This window comes from Prescottella defluvii (assembly GCF_000738775.1).
Taxonomy (GTDB): Bacteria; Actinomycetota; Actinomycetes; order Mycobacteriales; family Mycobacteriaceae; genus Prescottella; species Prescottella defluvii.
Map to the genome: position 1 here is coordinate 96,257 of NZ_JPOC01000029.1, position 19,522 is coordinate 115,778.

The window sequence follows — 19,522 nt, forward strand, 5'->3', positions numbered from 1 at the left end:
TGTCAGTCGAACCCGAACCACGAGTCGGGGGCGAACACCTCGTAGTGGATCCTCTCCGGCGCAATACCTTTGACCACGGCGACCCGGCGGACCCGGCGCATGAATCGCGGCGATCCGCACAGGTACACCTCGGCGCCGCTGTCCCATTCGCGACCCTGCAGGAGCGGTACCGCCTCCTCCGGGTCGTCCACGTAGTAGGTTTCCAGCCACGAATAGCCCGGGTACGCCTCGAGAAGTTCGAGGATCCGACTCCGATGAGCGAACGAGGCCTCGTCCGCGTCGACGTGCACCACGTAGACCGGGCGGGTGTCCCGCACTGCGATCATCTTCTGCAGGATCGCGACGGTGAGCGCGGACCCGACGCTGGACGAGCCGATGACGACCGGATTGTCGTTCCGGATCGGGTACTCCGTCCCGGCCGGGACGGACACCACCAGCGGATACCCGATCCCGGCCTCGCCGATCAGCTTGTTCGACACGAGGCCTCCCGGGACGGCCTCGACGGTGATCTCCCACGTGTCCGGCGCGTCCCCCAGCATCACGGTGTACTGACGGATCTGCCGAGTGCCGTCCCCGACGACCATCGCGATCGAAACATACTGTCCGGCAGCGTATTTCCCCATCGGAGTACCGGGACGTCCGGCCAGCGTGAACGTCCACACGCCCGGCGCGACCTCGCGACGGCCGATCACCGTGAGCACGTGCCACACGTGCCCTGCCGGAACCTCGGCCCGGCCGTACAGCGCCGACTCCTGCGCGATCAGCGAGTCGGCCATCAGCCAGTACACCTCGTCCCAGGCAGCCGCGACCTCGGAGGTCACGGCGTCACCGAGCACGTCCGCGATGGCCCGGAACAGCGCCCGGTGCACCAGGTCGTAGTGCACGCGCGAGATACCGAGGGAGGCATGCTTGGCGGCGATCCGCGACATCACCAGGTCGACCGGCGGCGCGTCCTCGGTGACGAGCAGGGTGGCGAACGCCGCGATCGCACCGGCCAGAGCCTTCTGCTGCTCACCGTTCTCCTGATTCGACCTGTTGAACAGGTCGGACTCCAGCGCGGGCACCCCGTCGAACAGGTGACGGTAGAAGACCTCACTGATCTCACCGAGACGCGCACCCACGACCGGCAACGTCGCCTCGATGATCGGACGCGAATCCGGCGACAGCAGAGACGAATTCGGCTCGGCAGCAGAGATGCCGACGGGGGCGGCTACGGTAGACATGGGGAAATCAGAGACCTTTCGGGACCGGCCGGTTACCGCGATACAGCATCACCGATCCCCGCACGTCAGGCAATTTGCACGATACGGGTCGTTTGCCCGGTTTCAGCGCCGGCGAGTCCGTCCGTTCATCGGCGTCTGTCATTGCGATCCGGCGGCGTAACCACATGTTCCTGCAGCGGTACGTGGTGGACGCCGTCGTCCGGTCCGGACCGAAGCAGGAACCGTCCGAATTGCCCCTGGCACGCCTCCTTACTTCGGAGTAAGTTCCGGGTATGGCCACGTACATCGTCACGGGCGGCACCGGATTCCTGGGCAAGCACACGATCGAACGACTGCTCGAGTGCGATCCCGACTCCGAGATCCACGTCCTGGTCCGCCCGGGGTCGGTGGCGAAGCTGGAACGAATGTCGAGCGTGTGGCCGGGCGGCGACCGGGTCCACGCACTGGTCGGGGATCTCACCGAGCCCGGACTAGGGCTCGACGCCCCCGCGCCGGACGCCGAGCACGTGCTGCATCTCGGCGCGATCTACGACCTCACCGCCGGGGACGAGCAGGCGTCGACCAACATCGACGGCACCCGCGCGGTAGTCGAACTGGCCGCCGGGATCGGCGCGACGCTCCATCACGTCTCGTCGATCGCGGTGGCCGGCGATCACCGCGGACGCTTCACCGAGGACGACTTCGACCTGGGTCAGCGGTTCCCGACGCCCTACCATCGCACCAAGTTCGAGGCCGAGAAACTGGTGCGGGCCACAGCGGTGCCGTGGCGCATCTACCGACCGGCGGCGGTGGTGGGCAGTTCGGTCACCGGCGAGATGGACAAGATCGACGGCCCGTACTACTTCTTCCCGGCGCTCGCGACACTCGCGAAACTTCCGTCCGCTCTGCCCGTCGCGGTGCCGAGGCTCGGCTACACCAACATCGTTCCGGTGGACTTCGTCGCGGCCGCGATCGTCGAACTGATGCTCCGCCCCGGCCTCGACGGCCACGCGTTCCACCTCGCCTCCCCCGAGTCGCAGCCGGTCCGGCAGATCTATGCCGCACTCGCCCGGGCCGCTCATGCGCCGACACCGGTGGCCGACCTGCCCGGCGGACTGGCCGCACCGCTGCTGCACCCGCCGGATCGGTTGCGGCCCGCCCGCGACCTGGCGCTGCGTTCCATGGGCGTCCCGCCGGTGATGCTCGACCATCTCACCCTGCCGACCCGGTTCACCACGGACCGGTCTCGGGAAGCACTGCGCGGCAGCGGGATCGCGGTCCCACCGTTCCCGTCGTACGCGGCGAAGCTGTGGTCGTACTGGCGCGAGCACCTCGACCCCGACCGCGCCCGCCGGGACGATCCGGCCGGACCCCTCGTGAACCGTCACGTCGTCATCACCGGCGCCTCGTCCGGCATCGGACGGGCCGCCGCGATCGCCGCCGCCGCGAAAGGCGCGACCGTACTGCTCCTCGCGCGTCGTGCCGACGAACTGGACGCCGTGGTGTCACAGATCCGCGCAGCCGGCGGGTCCGCGTACGCCTATCCGTGCGACATCACCGACACCGAAGCCGTCGACCGGACGGTCAAGTCGATCCTCACCGAACACGATCACGTGGACATGCTCGTCAACAACGCGGGGCGGTCCATCCGCCGAGGCCTGTACGGCTCCACCGACCGCCTGCACGACTTCGAGCGCACGATGGCCGTCAACTACTTCGGCGCCGTCCGGATGGTCCTTGCACTGCTGCCACACATGCGCGAGCGACGCTTCGGTCACATCGTCGACATCAGCACCGCGGGCGTCCAGGCGCGGACTCCGCGCTTCGCGGCGTATGTCGCGAGCAAGGCCGCGCTGGACGCGTTCGCCGACGTGGCCGCGGCGGAGACGCTGTCGGACGGGATCACGTTCACCACCATCCACATGCCGCTCGTGGAAACCCCGATGATCGCACCGTCCGGTCGGTACAACGCCGGACGAGCGGTGAGCGCGGAGAAGGCCGCGGCGATGGTGGTCCGCGCCCTGATCGAACGCCCCAAGCGCATCGACGTCCCGGTCGGAACGCTGGCCGAGTTCGGTGCCATCTTCGCCCCGCGGATGAAGGACCGCGCCTTATCTCGGATGTATCACGCCTTCCCGGACTCGCCGGCCGCCCGCGGCGAGACGGACCCCGTGCCGCGGCCCGAGACGGCTCCCGAGGCCCCGCAGACGGCGCCGCGACCGGGCGCCGCCGCCCTCGCAGCGGCCCGGATCGGCCGTCGAGTGACCCATCTGATTCCCGGCGTGCACTGGTGACGCATATGCGCTGGTAAACCCCTATATCTCGCCCCAGAATTCGCACAGAATTTCGATTCCGAACGGCTCCACGAGTTCGCCAAACCATCTTTCGTTGTGCTAAGCAGGATAGGGGACCAACGAAAATAGGGAGAAGACTTTGACGCCAAGGATCGCGATTTTGGGAGCCGGTCCGAGCGGCCTCGCACAGTTGAGGGCATTCGAGTCGGCACGTAAATCAGGTCTTGGGTCGATGCCCGAAATTGTTTGTTACGAAAAGCAGAGCGATCTGGGCGGCATGTGGAACTACACGTGGCGCACGGGGCTCGACCAAAACGGCGAACCAGTACACGGAAGCATGTACCGCTTCCTCTGGTCGAACGGACCGAAGGAATGCCTGGAGTTCGCCGACTATTCTTTCGAGGAACATTTCGGCCGACCGATTCCGTCGTACCCGCCGCGTGCCGTGGTGCACGACTACATCATGGGACGGGTCGAGCAGAGCGACGTGCGCAAGTACATCCGCTTCGACACCGCCGTCCGCTGGGTGGAGTACATCCAACCGGAGAACGAGGGCGACACCGGAAAGTTCGCAGTGACCGTCGCCGACCACAAGTCAGGCTCGCTCGAGACCGAGCTGTTCGACTACGTCGTGGTCGGAACCGGACATTTCTCCACACCGAATGTTCCGGACTTCGAGGGCCTCGACGACTTCCCGGGCCGAGTACTGCACGCCCACGACTTCCGTGACGCCCGCGAATTCACAGGTAAACGACTGCTGCTGATCGGCAGCAGCTACTCGGCCGAGGACATCGGGACGCAGTGCTTCAAGTACGGCGCCGCCGAGGTCACCTTCAGCTACCGCTCGGCGCCGATGGGCCACGACTGGCCCGAGGGTTTCTCCGAGGTGCCGTTGCTGACCGAGATCGACGGTCACACCGTACGTTTCCAGGACGGCAGCACCCGCGAGGTCGACGCCATCGTCCTGTGCACCGGCTACCAGCACCACTTCCCGTTCCTGCCCGACGAGCTCGCGTTGCGCACGAACAACCGCCTGTACCCGACCGGCATGTACAAGGGCGTGGTCTCGCAGGAGAATTCACAACTGTTCTTCCTCGGCATGCAGGACCAGTACTTCACGTTCAACATGTTCGACGCGCAGGCCTGGTTTGCTCGCGACGTCATGCTCGGCCGAATCGAATTGCCCGACAACGAGACCCGGGAACGCGATATCCAGGAATGGCGGGCCCGCGAGGAAAAGCTGTCGACCGCCGTCGAGGAGATCGATTTCCAGGCCGCATACATTCGCGACCTCGTGGATCGGACCGACTATCCGGAATTCCATGTGGAAAAGCAGGGTGAGCTTTTCAAGCAGTGGAAGAAGGACAAGAAGGCCGACATCATGGGCTACCGGAATTGCAGCTACGTGTCGACGCTGACCGGCACGATTGCTCCGCCGTTGCACGACGAGTGGCTGAACATTCTCGACGATTCGGCAGAGTCGTTCCTGAACAACGATTTCGGCACGGGTAATACGCGGAAGCAGATTTCACCCGCGCCGCGGAACGTCACGCCCATCGGGCCCCGGATCGCGCGGGCGCACCCGACTCGGACCGCACGTTCCACCGAACTGTCCGGCTGAGCCGACGTCGTCAGGAACTCCCCGCAGGCACTTCGGCGGGGAGTTCCTGCACGCTCGTGGCGACCACCGGGCGCACGGGTTTGGCCACGGCACCGCAGCTCGCCGGGCGGGCCGCGAGCTCCCGCTGCTCGAGTGAGACTCGCCACCGTCGGCCGTCGCGGTGCACCACCACCGGGTCGGCGTCCCGTTCGTCGACCACCAGATCGTCCGGACCGACGGCGGGCACGTCCCGCCGGACCGCCACCTCGGCGACCTGGCCGCGTGGACCCCAGATGCTGCGTCCGCGCAGTCCGGGCAGGTAGACCTCGTCGTTGCGCGCGGCACGCACGGCGAGACCGCTCTCGTCCGGTCCCAGCCGCCCGTACGTGTTGCCGCCGGGCAGCAGGATCATCGACGGCGCGAACCGGTGTCCACCGGTGTGCGAGCACTCCCACACCGCGTCGCCGAACTCCGCGGTGAGCGCCGCCGCCACCGGACGTCCCAGGACCGCACAGCACTGGTCGCGTTTGCCGTGCGCGCACACCAGCACCACCGGCTCGGACACCCGCTCCCCCAGCCCCGGCGCGCGGCCACGGACCTGCATCAGATCGATATCCAGCAGGTCGGCGACATCGCCGATCTCGAGTCGCTCACACCACGAGTGGTCCGGATGCGAATTCGCCAACAGCACCGTGCGCGTACCGGGCGTCGTCTCACTGCGTCCCGGGCGACGGATGAACATGATGCGCACCCCGGCCGCGTCGGCGCGGCCGGACAACTCACCGGCCAGTTCCGCGCCCAGCGCGGTCCCGTCGAGCACGTCGCGGCCCCACGCACCCGGATACTCGATGCACACCCAGCCCGCGACCTGCGCCGCCGTACCCGGCAGCGGTTCATCCGCCGACAGCACGGAACACGTCATGGGGCCGGCCTGCGGTACCGATTCACTCACCCCGCCATTGTGTACCGACGGCCGGTCAGGAAGCCTGTCGGCCGGGCATCGCTCGCAGTTCGTCGAGCCGGCACTCGGCCTCGTGGACGATGCGTTCGACGAGTTCGGCCACGCTCGGCAGGTCGTCGATGAGCCCGACGACCTGACCCGACGCCAGCACCCCGGCGTCGGTGTTTCCCTCGACGAGCCCGGCCCGCAACAGCATCGGACTGTTGGCGGCCATCATCAACTGTGTGAGCGTGCGGTCTCCGTTACGCACGAGGGTCAGGCCCTCGCCTACGAGCGCCCGCCAGCCGATGCCGGTCAGCTTGCGGAAGCGGACCGTGTTGACTGCCGCGTGCGCGAGGGTGCGGACACCGTGCGAGCGTTCGAGCGAGTCGACCAGTTCTGTTCGGAGCACCCGGTGCGGCACTCCGTCGACCTTCTTGGTGACGACGGTGCCGTCGAGTCCGTGAGCGAGATACGCACGCTTCACCGAGTCCGGGACGGTGCTGTCACTGGTCAGGAGGAAGCGCGTTCCCATCGCGATACCCGATGCGCCGTAGGCCAGCGCCGCCGCGAGCCCGCTACCGTCGAAGAACCCACCGGAGGCGACGACCGGGATGTCGACGGCACGGATCACCGACGGCAGCAGCAGCGTGGTCGCCACGCCGCCGGTGTGCCCGCCGCCCTCACCGCCCTGCACGATCACCGCATCGGCACCCCAGCTCGCGACCTTCTCGGCATGGCGCGCGGCACCGACGGTCGGAATCACGAGGACGCCGGCATCCTTGAACCGCTCAATCATGTCCTTGCGTGGCGCGAGCGCGAACGAGGCCACGCGCACTCCCTCCCGGACGAGCAACTCCACGCGGGCCTGCGCGTCCTCGGCATCGGCGCGCAGGTTCACCCCGAACGGAGCGTCCGTGCGCTCCTTGACGTCACGGATCGCCGTCTCCAGTTCTCGGTAGGTCATCGTGGCCGACGCGATGATGCCCAGTCCGCCGGCGCGCGCCGTCGCAGTGACCAATCGCGACCCCGAGACCCACCCCATCCCCGTCTGCACGATCGGATGTTCGATCCCGACCAGGTCCGTCAACCGTGTCCGCATTCCGCCCCCTCGTTCATAGCAAGCAAGCACTTGCTTGGTATTGATACCACGGCGGTTACCCCATCTGCCCGACAAGGCGACTACCGCGGTGTTCCGTCCACGACGGCGAGCACGGAGGCCGGGGCGACAACGACTCCCAGGCCCCAGGACGATGCCCGTGTGCAGCCGTCGAGCTCGATCTCGATCCCCGCGCCGCCGGACCTGTCGGCGCGGTACAGCGGAATCACGGCGGTGCGGGTCGCGACGAGCGAACATGCCGGAGCTGCGGGGGCCGCCACCAAGTCGCGGACGACGTCGCGGCTCTGCTCGGCCGTCAGCCGTGACCGCGACTCCTGAACCGACTCCTCACCCTTCTCCACGTAGCGGCATACCTGCAGCCGTCCGACGTCGTCGATCGGGGATACGAGCGCGAAGCTCTCCGAGATCCGGGCGCGCCGCTCCGACTCGGTTTCCGGCCGCACGTCCTCGTCGGTCGTCGTGGCGAGCCACGCCCCGAACTTGGTGTCGCAGACGCCCGGATCGTCTGCCCGCAGTGCGGTGACGTGCTGTTGCCGATCCACCTCGTGCAGTTTCGCCAGAGCCGTGAGCGGACCAGGCTTCACACCACACGGCTGGGCCGGCCACGCCGGTCGCACCGCGCGGCCCACTTCGTCGACGAACCACACTCCGGACGAGGGGGTTTCAGGAAATGCACAGCCGGCCATGGTGCCGTCGGGGAACCGCTCGGATTCTTCACGAAAGGCATCCCACGCTGCCGCGACGTCGCCCTCGAGCCGGACACTGTCGATTGTCAGCGCGCCCGACGGGTTCTCGCCGCGCTCGCAGCGAACGACGGCGACCGGAGCGAAGTCTCCCGGCGGGTAGCCGATTCCCTCGGCGGGCGGACCGATGTCGACGTCGTCGGCGAGCACGGTCAGGCGACGTTGGATGTCGGGAGCCAGGCAATCAGCGCGGTCGAACGTCGTAGCGACCGGCGGGCGGTAGGAGACGTTGCCGCCGCTGCATGCAGCGAGGAAGCCGCACGTGAGCGCGCCGATCACCAGTCCGAAGGCGACATTCCGCGCCCGACTCACCCGTAGAACTTCCGGCCCTCGCCGAACTGCTCGACGAACGACGCGATCCGCCGGGCCCGGGTTTCGGGACGCTTGGCGTCCTGGATGCGGTAGAGCGCCGCGAAGCGGTTGCGGCTGTCGAGGGTCGCGAAGAACGCCTCCGCCGCGGGGTTCGCGGCGAGCGCGGCGAGCAGATCCGGCGGCACCTGCGCGTCCTTCGGTCCCGCGTAGGCACGTTCCCACCGTCCGTCGGACTTCGCGGCGTCCACCGCGGCGAACCCTTCTGCTTCCATCAGCCCGCGCTCCGTCAGATTCTCGACGGCCTCGCGGTTCCGCTTCGACCACGGGCTACGGGCGCGACGGGGCGTGAACCGCTGCAACCGGAAGTCGTCGTCGAGTCGGCGGGCCTGGCTGTCGATCCAGCCGAAGCACAGCGCCACCTCCACCGCCTCCGCATACGTGACGGTCGTGTGCGCCGACCCCTTCTTCGCGAGCTTCACCCACACACCGGGTGAGGTGGAGACGTTGCCGCGCAACCACTCCCGGAACGCCGACTGATCCGCGAAGGACTCGACCGGTAACTCCGCGGCGGCCACGTCAGCGCCTCGCCCACACCCGGACGAAGCCCCGCGCCAGGTACGCGAAGGTACCGAGTCCGAGCAGCCACTTGGTGGTGCTGACCGCGGTGGTCGCCCGGATGACGCCGTCGCCGATGCGGTCGCGGTGATCGAGCAGGTACAGGCCCGCGACGTTCTCGATGTAGTCCCCGGCCGCCGACACGATCGGCGCGGCGAGCAGCACCCGCCTGGCGGTCGGCGACAGCGGTGCCAGTTCGTCGAGGCGCCGGACCCCGACCCGCAGCGCGGTCGCATAGATGGCCGGGTGCACGAAGTCCGGATAGAAATGGCTGCGGTAGCGCACGATCTCGCCGGCATCCATCCCGTCGAGGACACCGGTGTAGACCCGTGCCGACGGCGCCGTCTGCGTCCTCAGCAGCTTCGACCCGACCGGGCCGAGTATTCGCAGGATGTTGACCTGCGACACCACGAAGACCGCGGACCACGCGACGAGCTTTCGATCCCCACCCAGGAAGGCCATGTCCCGCATACTGCCACGCGGGACCGACGTCAGTGCGCGTTCAGGAACGGCAGAACCGCAGCCTCGAAGTCCCGGTACCGATCACGGTGGATGCTGTGCCCGCTCGTGAAGGACACCACCTCGCAGTCCCCGATCGCGGCGACGGCGGCCTCGAGCAACACCGGATCGACCATGCCGGTGGGTCCGCCCCGCAGGATCAGCGTCCGCGCCTCGATGTCCGGAAGCCGCTGCCACCACACCGGATTCGGCTCGTGGAACTGGGTGAGCGCCGACGCCGTCATCGACCGGTCGAACGCCCACACCGCACGCGGACTGCGCACCATGCTGGACGCGGCATGCCACAGTTCCACCAACGACGGCATCCTGCCGCCGAAGTTCGGGATCGGGTCGCCCGGGCGCAACGGCAGTGGCGCCTCCTCGAGCACGAGACGCCGCACCAGGTCCGGACGCTGCTGCGCCACCAGCGAGACGGCGTGCCCGCCGAGCGAGTGCCCCACCATGTCCACGCTGCCGAACCCGAGGTCCTCGCACAGGCCGAGGATGTCGTCGGCGAACTCCCCGAACAGGTACGACTCGGCGTGGGCACTGCGGCCGTGGCCGCGCAGATCCACTGCCAGCACCCGACGCCCGCGTCCGGCGACGGCCCGCGCGAATCGGTCCCACGTCCGACTGTCCCCACCCATCCCGTGCACCAGGATCACCGGAACAGGCTGCACTGCAACGGGTCCGGCGTCACCACTGTCGCGGTAGGCGATCGTGTGACCGCTCCGGGTGACGGTCGTCTCGGTCATCTCCACGATCATCGAGCGTAGTCGTGCTCCCGTTCCGGAACCGAGGGGGTCAGGCGCTGCGGCTCGAGGTTCAGCCGCCTCAGCAACTGCGCATTGGCCGCGACGACGACGGTGGACGCCGACATCAGGATCGCACCCACCTCCATCGGCAGCACGAACCCGACCGGTGCGAGGACACCGGCCGCGAGCGGTACCGAGATCACGTTGTAGCCGGCGGCCCACACCAGGTTCTGCACCATCTTCCGGTACGTCGCGCGGGACAGTTCGATCACCGACACCACCGCTCGGGGGTCGTCGCTGACCAGCACCACCCCAGCCGAGGCGATCGCGACGTCCGTGCCGGCACCGATCGCGATCCCGACGTCGGCCTGTGCGAGTGCGGGTGCGTCGTTGACGCCGTCACCCACCATCGCGACCTTGCGGCCCGCGGCCTGCAACTCCTTGACCTTCGCGCCCTTGTCCTGCGGCAGCACGCCCGCGATCACCTCGTCGATACCGAGGTCGTCGCCGACGGCCCGCGCGACCGCCTGCGCGTCACCGGTGAGCATCACGACACGGACCCCGCGGGCGTGCAGCGCCTCGATCGCGTCCCGGGACTCGGGCCGGATCTCGTCGGCCAGCGCGACCGCACCGATCACCCGGCCGTCCCGCAGCACGTGCAGGACCGTCGACCCCTGCGACGCCCACTCCTCCGTCTCCGGCAGCGCGGCCGCCCCGTGGCTGTCGAGCATGCCGGGCCCGCCGACACTGACACTCGCCCCGCCGACGGTCGCGGTGACGCCGACGCCGTTGCGGGCCTGGAACTCGGTGGCCTGCGGGATCTGCAGCTCGCGATGCTCGGCGGACGCGACGATCGCCCGCCCCAGCGGATGCTCACTGTCCCGCTCCACGGCCGCCGCGAGCGCGACGACGGTGTCCTCGTCCCCGTCGACGGCGCTGACCGCCACCAGCGCCGGTTCGCCCTTGGTGAGCGTGCCGGTCTTGTCGAACAGCACGGTGTCGACGGTGCGCATCGCCTCGAGCGCCCGCCGGTCGGTGATCAGCACACCGGCACGGGCGGCGCGCTCGGTCGCGATCGACACCACCAGCGGGATGGCCAGGCCGAGCGCGTGCGGACACGCGATGACCAGGACCGTGATGGTGCGGGTGATCGCCTCGTCCGGTGTGCCGAAGATCGACCACACGGCCAGTGTGATCACCGCGGCGCCCAGCGCGAACCAGAACAGCATGGCCGCGGCCCGGTCGGCGAGCACCTGGGCTCGCGACGACGAGTTCTGCGCCTCGGTGACCAGACGCTGGATGCCGGCGAGCGCGGTGTCGGCGCCGACGGCGGTGATCTCGATCCGCAGCGCGGAATCCGTCGACACCGTACCCGCGACGACCGCGTCGCCCAGTTCGCGGCGCACCGTGCGCGACTCTCCGGTGATCATGGATTCGTCCAGGTCACCGGCGCCCTCGACGATTCGTCCGTCGGCGGGAATGCGGCCCCCGGGGCGCACCATCACGACGTCACCGGCGTCGAGATCCGCGGTCGGGACCGTGGTGACCGCGCCGTCGTCCCCGATGCGCTCGGCCTCGTCGGGCAGCAGGGCCGCGAGCGAATCGAGCGCGCTCGACGCCTGCCCCAGCGACCGCATCTCGATCCAGTGCCCGAGCAGCATGATCACGATGAGGAGCGCCAGCTCCCACCAGAAGTCGAGGTCGTGCCCGAGAATCCCGAGGCTCGATCCCCACGACGAGATGAACGCGACGGTGATCGCAAGCGCGATCAGCAGCATCATGCCGGGCTGCCGGGAGCGAAGTTCGCCGACCGCGCCGGTCAGGAACGGCCGTCCACCCCACACGAACATGACCGTGCCGAGCAGCGGTGAAATCCATTCCACCGCCGGATTGTCCGGGAGGTCGTAGCCGACGAGGTCGGCGAACATCATGTTCGCGCCCACCACGGGGATCGACAGGATCAACATGATCCAGAAGAGCCTGCGGAACTGGGCGACATGATCGCCGTGACCGGAATGACCACCGTGTCCGGAGTGGTCGGAGTGGTCGGAGTGGTCGCCGTGGCCTGGATGACCGGAATGATTCGCGTGTTCCGAACCCTCGTGACCGGAGGTACCCGTCACGTGGTGTCCGTGAACTGCTTCTCCACTTGGGTTCATACTCACCGAAGCTATACCCCCCATGGGTATAGAGCAAGGGGTGGATCGCCTACTCGTACGCCTACTCGTAGATGCCCTCCACACCCCACCTCCCGCCCTCCCAGATCAGAAGCAACGCCCGCGACTCGGCGAGCAGCACCTGCGCACGGGAGGCCGCCCGCGCCGCCGAGGCATCCCACCACCGCTCGTCCACCGGCCACGGCCCCGCCCGCCCCTGCACTTCCCAGTCCCGGCTCCCCCACCGCAGCCGGGCCGGGACGGCACCGAACTCCCCCCGCTCGGTGACCTGCACGGCCGCACCCGAGCGGTCCTCGAGCGACACCGCCGGGAGACTCGGCAGCACCGTCGCCGGCGCCGGTTGGGGCAGCCGCCCCGGCCACGGTGCAGCGGGGTCGCACTCCGGCACCAGCTCGTCTCCCAACGGCACCAACGTGATTCGCTCCATCGGCCCCCGACCGCCACTGAGCACCCCCACCTGCACCGACTCGCCGCCGAGCAGACCCTGCACCCGGACCAGGGCCCGGCGGGCCCGTTCGTCCTCCTCCCCGACACCACCCCAGAGCCCCAGCTGCAGAGCCCCGGCCGCCACCACCTCCACCGGTTCGAGGCGCAGGACCGCGATCCCGGCGGTGGGCCGGGACTCACTGCGGCCGGTGAGCCAGCCGTCCAGCTGCCAGCGCACCCGGTCCGCGGTGCCCTCCGGCGTCAACGGTTCGGCGCACCGCCACGTCCGGGTCAGGTGCTCCCCGTTTCCGGTGGTCGCCGACACCTGCAGTCGTGTACACGCGACCGCGGCGCCCGACAGTTTCGCGTGCAGGCGCTCGGCCATGGCCCGGCCCGCGAAGGCCGCGGCGTCGACCCGGTCGATGGGCGGATCGCACTGCCGCTCCACCTCCAGGTCCGGGGGCAGCGTCCGCGCCGACGGCGGCCGTTCCGGTTCCCCCCGAGCCGTCCGGTGCGCCCGGACGGCATCGGAGCCGAAGCGTGACGCCACGTCGACCGCGGACAACGCCGCGAAGGACCCGACAGTGCGCAGCCCGAGCCGACGCAGCAGATCGACCAGGTCCGCACGGTCCGTGGCCGCGAGGCTGGGCTCGGCCGCGATCTCGGCGATCGGGAGCGGGGCCAGGAACCGGGCGCCCTCCCCGACCGGCACCAACGCGGCACGGCGGGCCGCGATCACCGCGGTGGACAGTTCGTCGGCGATACCGATCTGGCATTCCGCACCGGCCGCCGCCACCGCGTCCACCAAACGTTCGGCCGCGGACTCCTCCGAACCGAAGTACCGGATCGCACCGCGCGCCGCCAGCACCAGCAGACCGGGGCGCAACACCTCCACTCCAGGCACGACCTCGTCCACGGCGGCGGCGACGGACTCGAACAGTCGCGCATCACGCTCCGGATCGGACTGCGCCACATGAAGTTCCGGACAGCGTGCCTGCGCCTCCCGACGCCGCAACCCTCGGCGCACCCCGTCCGCCCGGGCCGGCGCCGAACATGCGATCACCCGATTGGCCGACAGCACCGCCACCGGCCGCACGACCGGCAGGTCCGCCGCCGCGGCCGCGGCCACCGCGGGCCAGTCCGGACACCACACCGCCAGCACCCGCGTACTCATCGGGCGATCGCCTCCGGCGTGAACGCGACCGCCTCCGGCACCCATTCCACGCGCCCCTGCATCGAACGCACGTCCAGGCGCGTGGTCCGCGGCCGGAACGCCCGCCCCTGCGCCCGCACCGTCAACCGAACCGAGCACAACCGGCCACGCCCGGCGTCCGCTCCACGCCCCACCCCCTCGTAGCCGCGCACCCGCGCCTCCAAACGGACCTCGGCACCGTCCCAGTGCCCGTCGACGACCACCAGCGTGGCCTGTTTGCTGCGGGCCCGCGCCACCACGGCCCGGGCCCGCGACGGCGGCACCGACATTCCGCCCAGACCCAGCACCACCAGATCCATGCCGTCGAGCAGGACCGCCGCCACCTCCACCGGATCCGGCCCCGGATCCGGCACGAACGCCATCCGCCGCAGTTGAGCGCCCATCTCGGTGGCGGCGAGCAATCCGAGTTGCGGACGACCGATCACCGCGACGTGCCCACCCGCCGCCGTCACCGACGCCAACAACCCCAGCAGCAGCGACGACGCACCGGACACCGCGACCACGGAACCGCGGACCAGTCCGCCCTGCGGCAGGAGCGCGGCCAGCGGCCCGGGCACCGGCAGCACCGGCACCCGTTCGGTCACGTCGACGGCACTCGATTCGCCCCTCGCCGGCACCGCCGCGATCCGGCGGCGCAGGTATTCCAGACGCTGCTGACGCGTCAACCCGGATAACCCGGATAACCCAGATAACTCGGATGACCCCGATAACTCGGTGGACACGGCTGGTGAGGGCGCGGGCGACTGGGCCGGCTCGGTCATATCTGCTCCCCGGGGGCACACTTCTGGCTCTTCCGATGCCGGGCGCGCGCGGGGAAGACGCGGCACACAGCTCGACTCGAACATATTTTCGAATCACCTCCAGTAAAGCCCCCGCCCGTCAGCACGTCAAGGCGAACCCCGCCGATCCACTAACCTCGGGTATGTGACTGATCAGGAACCCACCCGAGCGGGCCGACGAAGCCGGGCCGTCATCGGGCCGGACTACCTGATGGCCGGCAGGTACCGATTGCGCTCCAAGCTCGGCGGCGGCGGCATGGGCGCGGTGTGGCTCGCCCACGACACGCTCCTCGACCGCGAGGTCGCCGTGAAACAGGTCACCTCCACCGTCGGCCTGGACGACGCCGCGGCCCGTGAGATCCGCAACCGCGCCCTGCGCGAGGGCCGCAACGCCGCGCAGCTGTCCCACGAGCACGCGATCGCGATGTACGACGTCGCGGTCGAGTCCGGCGAACCGTGGCTGGTCATGGAGTACCTGCCGTCACGCAGCCTCGCCGAGGCCATGAACCTCACCGACACCCTCCCGCCCCTCGAGGTCGCGCAGATCGGTGCGCAGATCGCGGCCGCCCTCACGGAGGCGCACGCGGCCGGCATCCTGCACCGCGACATCAAACCGGGCAACATCCTCGTCGCCGACCGCGGCGAGGATCTCGGCGTCGTCAAGATCAGCGACTTCGGGATCGCCCGCGCGAAGGGCGACGCACCCAGCGGCAAGCCGGGGGTCATCACCGGCACACCCGCCTACTTCGCCCCCGAGGTCGCCCGCGGCGACGACCCCACCGAGGCCAGCGACGTCTTCTCGCTCGGCGCGACGCTGTACACCGCTGTCGAGGGCCAACCCCCGTTCGGGCTCGACACCGACCCCATCGCCCTGCTGCACCGGGTCGCGAAGGCCGAGATCTACCGGCCGAGCCTCAGCGGTCCGCTCACCGACACGCTGCTGCATCTGCTCGAGCCCGACCCGACCCGGCGACCCACCATGGCGCAGGCCCGCGACGCCCTCGCCACCGTCGCGCTCGGATCCGACGCCCCGGCCGGGGCGGCCGTCGCCGACGCACTGATCGGCGCACCGGTGAAGTCCGCCGCCGGCACCGTCCCCAACTGGGCGCACCGGTCGGCCCCGGCCGCCATCCCGCGCCGCCGCGCGAACCCGACCACCGCGTCGGATCTTCCTGCTGCGCAATCGAACACGCCACTGAGCTCGGTGCCGCGTCCGGCGGGCCGGGCCTGGCTCCGCCAGCTCACCGACGGACTCACCGGCCCGCAGGCCCCCACCGACCTGCGCGGCAAGATCGTCGCGGCCGCGCCGCTCGCGATGGCCGTCATGGTCGGCGTCATCGTGCTCGCGTTCGTCGTGGTGGCGATCGTCGCGCTGGCGCTCTGAGCCGCGAACTCAGTCGATACGCCGCCGGTGCGCCCACCGGGTGAGCGCATTCCGATTGGACTGCTGGGTCTTTCGCAGCACGTTCGACGCGTGGGTCTCCACGGTCTTCACCGAGATCACCAGTTCCTCGGCGATCTCCCGGTAGGTGTACCCGCGGGCGAGCAGGCGCAGCACCTCGAGCTCACGCGGGGTGAGTGAGTCCAGTTCCGGATCCAGCGGCGGCTCCGGGACGCTCGACCGTCCGGTGAACGAGTCAAGGACGAATCCCGCGAGCCGCGGACCGAACACCGCGTCACCCCCGGCCACCCGACGGACACCGTCGGCCAGCTCGACACCCGAGATCGTCTTCGTCACGTACCCGCGGGCCCCCGCCCGGATCACCGCGATGACGTCCTCGGCGGCGTCGGACACGCTGAGCGCCAGGCACACAGGACCCGAGTCGATCCCGTTCAGCACCGCGACACCACCGCCGTCGGGCATGTGCACGTCGAGCAACACCACCTGGGGACGCACCGCGTTGATGCCGGCGATCGCCTCGGTGACGCCCCCGGCCTCACCGACGACCTCCATGTCGGACTCCCGGCCGAGTTCGGCACGCACCCCCGCCCTGAACACCGCATGGTCGTCGACGAGGAAGACCCGGAACTTGTCGGGGCTGGACGCAGCAGAGGCCGAGAGAGTCACGGCCCCACCCTAGGACATCGGTTCGGCCTGACTCGAGGGCGCGGACTCCGACTCGGCCGACATCGGCCGCGGCATGTGGATCCGCACCTCGGTGCCCTTGCCCACCGTCGAACGGACCTCCACCCGCCCGCCCCGACGCTCGATCCGTGCACGGATCGACTTGGCCAGACCCTGCCGGTCCTCGGGCACCGCGTCCTGATCGAACCCGACACCGCGGTCACGCACGAAGATGCTGACCTGGTCGCGCTCGGTCTCCGCGTACAGGTCGATGCTCGGGACCCCTGCATGCTTGGCGGCGTTGACCAGCGATTCCCGGGTCGCGCCGAGCAGTGCCGTGAAGCACTCCCGCGACAACCCGGACCCGGCCTGATCGTCGGTCGCCAGTTCCACGTCGCCGACGGTCACCGGGCGCACCGTCACCCCGTGCTGGTCCTCCACCTCACCGGCGATGGTCTGCAACGCCTCCGACAGGCTCGTGTGCGCGGTCTCACCACCGCCGAACAGCCACCGTCGCAGCTCGCGTTCCTGCCCCCGCGCCAGTCGGGTCACCTCCTGCGGGGAGTCCGCCTGCTTCTGGATCAACGCGAGGGTCTGCAGTACCGAGTCGTGCAGGTGCGACGCGATCTCCTCGCGTTCCTCGTTGCGGATGCGGGCGGCGCGTTCCTCCCCCAGCGCCCGCCACAACCGCAGCCACAGCGGCACCGTCAGCAGCCCCGCGCCGACCAACGTCACGACCACCGCCAGCAGCGACGACCGCAGCGCGTCGAGGTCGACCTGCGCGAGGATCACCACGCCGAGACCTGTGACGATCAGCGTCACACCACCGAGTATCCGCGCCCAGGTGAGCACCGTCGGACGGTGCGGCAGACCCAGCACCGAACGCGAACCGTCAGTGTCGAACTCCCGCCACACCAGCGCGGCCCCGACCGCGACGACGACGAACGGTGTGATCACCGACGCCGCCGTACCGCTGATCATCCAGCTCAGACCCGCGCTGATCGCGAGTCCGATCACGGCAAGGCCCAGCGCACGACGGCGCTCGGCGGCACTGGGCTTCTCGGTGTCGGTCCCCGGCGGGGTGAAGATCCACAGCAGCCCGTACGCGACGATGCCCGCACCCGCCAGCGCCGCCAGCAACGTGAACGCGATCCGCACCTTGAAGACGTCGACGTCGAGATGGTCCGCGAGGCCGCCGGCGACACCGCCCACGATGCGGCCCCCGACTCGACGCTCGAGCCGGGGCTGGAGGGTCTCGTCCCGCACGGGTTCGAGGGCCGAGTTCACAGCCTGATTCGGTTCGGCCAAAGGTTGCACAGTCCCGATCCTGGCACGCGCACGCCGCCCGGGCATCAGGGCCCGACCCTGAGATCCACACCGGCCCGACCGCCGGATCAGGGAAAGATCAGGGTAGTTCCCGATGGTGCAGACGGCGCCCGGTCGCGACGATGGTTCCATGACCACTGAAGGGACCACCGGGAGCTTCTCCGATCAGCTTCACGACCTGTGGCGGACCCGCCCGGTCCGGCTACCCGCCGACGGCCACATCGCGGGCGTCGCGGCCGGCATCGGCCACCGGTACGGCATCGACCCCGTCCTCGTGCGGGTCGCGTTCGTCGTGTCGACGATCTTCGGCGGCGCCGGCATCGTGTTGTATCTCGCGTGCTGGCTGCTGCTGAGCAAGCCCGGCGACCAGGTCTCGCCCGCGGAGTCGCTGTTCGGACTCGGCAAGAGTTCGCAGTCCGGCACCAAGACCGTGGTGCTGCTGGTCGCGCTCGGAATCGCCGCGAGCACACTCGGACCGATCGGCGTCGGGATGGGCGGATCGGGCCTGATCAGCTTCGCCCTCATGCTCGGCGGCGTGTGGCTGCTCCACCAGCGCCGGCCGGTTCCACCGGCACTGCCCGCCGGAGCCGGCCAGACCGTCGCCGGATTCCCGGTCACACCGTTCCCGACGGCGTCGACGCTCCCGTATCCGGGGTATTCGAGTCAGATCTACAGCCCCTACACCCGGCTGCCCGATCACTACGAGCCCGGGCCCACCCCGAAGTCACCCGACGAACCGAACCCGGCAGACGGCGGGACGCCGCCCGACCCGGCGCCCCCGGCGTGGGATCCGCTGGGCGTCGCCCCGTTCGCGTGGGACCTCCCCGAGCCGGCCCGCACACCCGAACCGCCCGCAGAACTGCCGCGCAAGCAGCGCACCCGCTTCACCTCCGTCGTGCTCGGCCTCGCAGTCCTGGCCGCGGCCGCCGCAACCGGCGTGTGGGCCGCGACCGGCGCGGAATGGCTGACGCCCGCCCGGATCGGCGGCATCGCCCTCGCCGTGATCGGTGCCGGACTGCTGGTCGGCGCCTTCCTGCGACGCGGCTACGGGCTCCTCGCAGTGGCGTTCCCGCTCACCGGCTTCGTGATTCTCGCGTCGATCGTCGGACCGATGAACTGGGACGGATCCAGGCTCGGCGACCGCACCTGGACCCCACGATCGATGGGCGAACTGACAGCCCTCTACGAGGGCACGGCCGGCGACTTCACCGTCGACCTGCGCCAGCTCGATCTCACCGAGGACCGAGAAGTGCGCCTCGACGGCACATTCGGCAACTACACCGTGATCGTGCCCGAGAACATGAACATCCGCACCGATTGTTCCGTCGTCGGCGGTACCACCGACTGCATCGGAGACGGATACGTCGACGGTGGCGCCGACGGCACCAGCGGCCCGGTCCTGGACCTGACGGTCGACAACATCTTCGGAGAAGTGAGGGTCTACCGTGGCTGAATTC

General features: G+C 69.6%; 16 protein-coding genes. 4 read left to right on the forward strand and 12 right to left on the reverse strand.

Translation table 11 applies throughout. The features are described from left to right. Positions 1-2 precede the first annotated feature (2 nt). Complete coding sequence (locus tag IJ15_RS0112330) at positions 3-1,223, reverse strand: globin domain-containing protein (RefSeq protein ID WP_231569516.1); 1,221 nt, start codon at positions 1,221-1,223, stop codon at positions 3-5. Positions 1,224-1,495: 272 nt separating this feature from the next. Here IJ15_RS0112330 and IJ15_RS0112340 point away from each other — a divergent pair, with 272 nt between their 5' ends. Together IJ15_RS0112340 and IJ15_RS0112345 are read left to right on the forward strand one after the other, a co-directional pair. Beyond that, complete coding sequence (locus IJ15_RS0112340; protein ID WP_031938645.1) at positions 1,496-3,496, forward strand: SDR family oxidoreductase; 2,001 nt, start codon at positions 1,496-1,498, stop codon at positions 3,494-3,496. 139 nt (positions 3,497-3,635) lie between these two features. Then, positions 3,636-5,117, forward strand: coding sequence for a flavin-containing monooxygenase (locus IJ15_RS0112345; RefSeq protein ID WP_051918807.1), 1,482 nt, complete (start codon positions 3,636-3,638; stop codon positions 5,115-5,117). Between the two features lie 10 nt (positions 5,118-5,127). On the opposite strand, the gene IJ15_RS0112350 is transcribed toward IJ15_RS0112345, so the two are convergent. The 9 genes from IJ15_RS0112350 to IJ15_RS0112390 form a co-directional block, all read right to left on the reverse strand. Further along, positions 5,128-6,018, reverse strand: coding sequence for a sucrase ferredoxin (locus IJ15_RS0112350; protein WP_031938647.1), 891 nt, complete (start codon positions 6,016-6,018; stop codon positions 5,128-5,130). Between the two features lie 55 nt (positions 6,019-6,073). Then, entirely contained in the window at positions 6,074-7,138 is a 1,065-nt protein-coding gene (locus tag IJ15_RS0112355) for an NAD(P)H-dependent flavin oxidoreductase (protein ID WP_031938648.1), read from the reverse strand. Between the two features lie 80 nt (positions 7,139-7,218). Then, complete coding sequence (locus IJ15_RS0112360) at positions 7,219-8,211, reverse strand: hypothetical protein (RefSeq protein ID WP_031938649.1); 993 nt, start codon at positions 8,209-8,211, stop codon at positions 7,219-7,221. Beyond that, a complete protein-coding gene (locus IJ15_RS0112365) occupies positions 8,208-8,786 on the reverse strand; it encodes a YdeI/OmpD-associated family protein (RefSeq protein ID WP_031938650.1) in 579 nt (192 codons plus the stop codon). Before IJ15_RS0112365 ends, IJ15_RS0112360 begins: the two co-directional genes overlap by 4 nt. Before the next feature lies 1 nt (position 8,787). Next, on the reverse strand, positions 8,788-9,288 hold the full coding sequence (locus tag IJ15_RS0112370) for a hypothetical protein (RefSeq protein ID WP_031938651.1): 501 nt from the start codon (positions 9,286-9,288) through the stop codon (positions 8,788-8,790). Between the two features lie 29 nt (positions 9,289-9,317). Beyond that, on the reverse strand, positions 9,318-10,085 hold the full coding sequence (locus IJ15_RS0112375) for an alpha/beta fold hydrolase (protein ID WP_231569517.1): 768 nt from the start codon (positions 10,083-10,085) through the stop codon (positions 9,318-9,320). A 2-nt stretch (positions 10,086-10,087) separates the two neighbouring features. Next, positions 10,088-12,238: a heavy metal translocating P-type ATPase gene (locus IJ15_RS0112380; protein ID WP_031938653.1), complete on the reverse strand. Its 2,151-nt coding sequence runs from the start codon at positions 12,236-12,238 to the stop codon at positions 10,088-10,090. Positions 12,239-12,299: 61 nt separating this feature from the next. Then, positions 12,300-13,856, reverse strand: a complete 1,557-nt coding sequence (locus IJ15_RS0112385; protein WP_031938654.1) for a DNA polymerase Y family protein — start codon at positions 13,854-13,856, stop codon at positions 12,300-12,302. After that, on the reverse strand, positions 13,853-14,656 hold the full coding sequence (locus tag IJ15_RS0112390) for a hypothetical protein (RefSeq protein WP_081880713.1): 804 nt from the start codon (positions 14,654-14,656) through the stop codon (positions 13,853-13,855). Before IJ15_RS0112390 ends, IJ15_RS0112385 begins: the two co-directional genes overlap by 4 nt. Before the next feature lie 229 nt (positions 14,657-14,885). Here IJ15_RS0112390 and IJ15_RS0112395 point away from each other — a divergent pair, with 229 nt between their 5' ends. After that, complete coding sequence (locus tag IJ15_RS0112395) at positions 14,886-16,058, forward strand: serine/threonine-protein kinase (RefSeq protein ID WP_197059815.1); 1,173 nt, start codon at positions 14,886-14,888, stop codon at positions 16,056-16,058. Positions 16,059-16,067: 9 nt separating this feature from the next. Here IJ15_RS0112395 and IJ15_RS0112400 read toward each other — a convergent pair whose 3' ends face one another. After that, positions 16,068-16,742, reverse strand: a complete 675-nt coding sequence (locus IJ15_RS0112400) for a response regulator (protein ID WP_031938657.1) — start codon at positions 16,740-16,742, stop codon at positions 16,068-16,070. Between the two features lie 9 nt (positions 16,743-16,751). After that, positions 16,752-18,092 carry an ATP-binding protein gene (locus tag IJ15_RS0112405; RefSeq protein ID WP_031938658.1) on the reverse strand — a complete coding sequence of 447 codons (1,341 nt, stop codon included), beginning with the start codon at positions 18,090-18,092 and terminating at the stop codon, positions 16,752-16,754. Between the two features lie 103 nt (positions 18,093-18,195). Between IJ15_RS0112405 and IJ15_RS0112410 the strand changes: the two genes are divergently transcribed. Beyond that, entirely contained in the window at positions 18,196-19,518 is a 1,323-nt protein-coding gene (locus IJ15_RS0112410; protein WP_031938659.1) for a PspC domain-containing protein, read from the forward strand. Positions 19,519-19,522 lie beyond the last annotated feature (4 nt).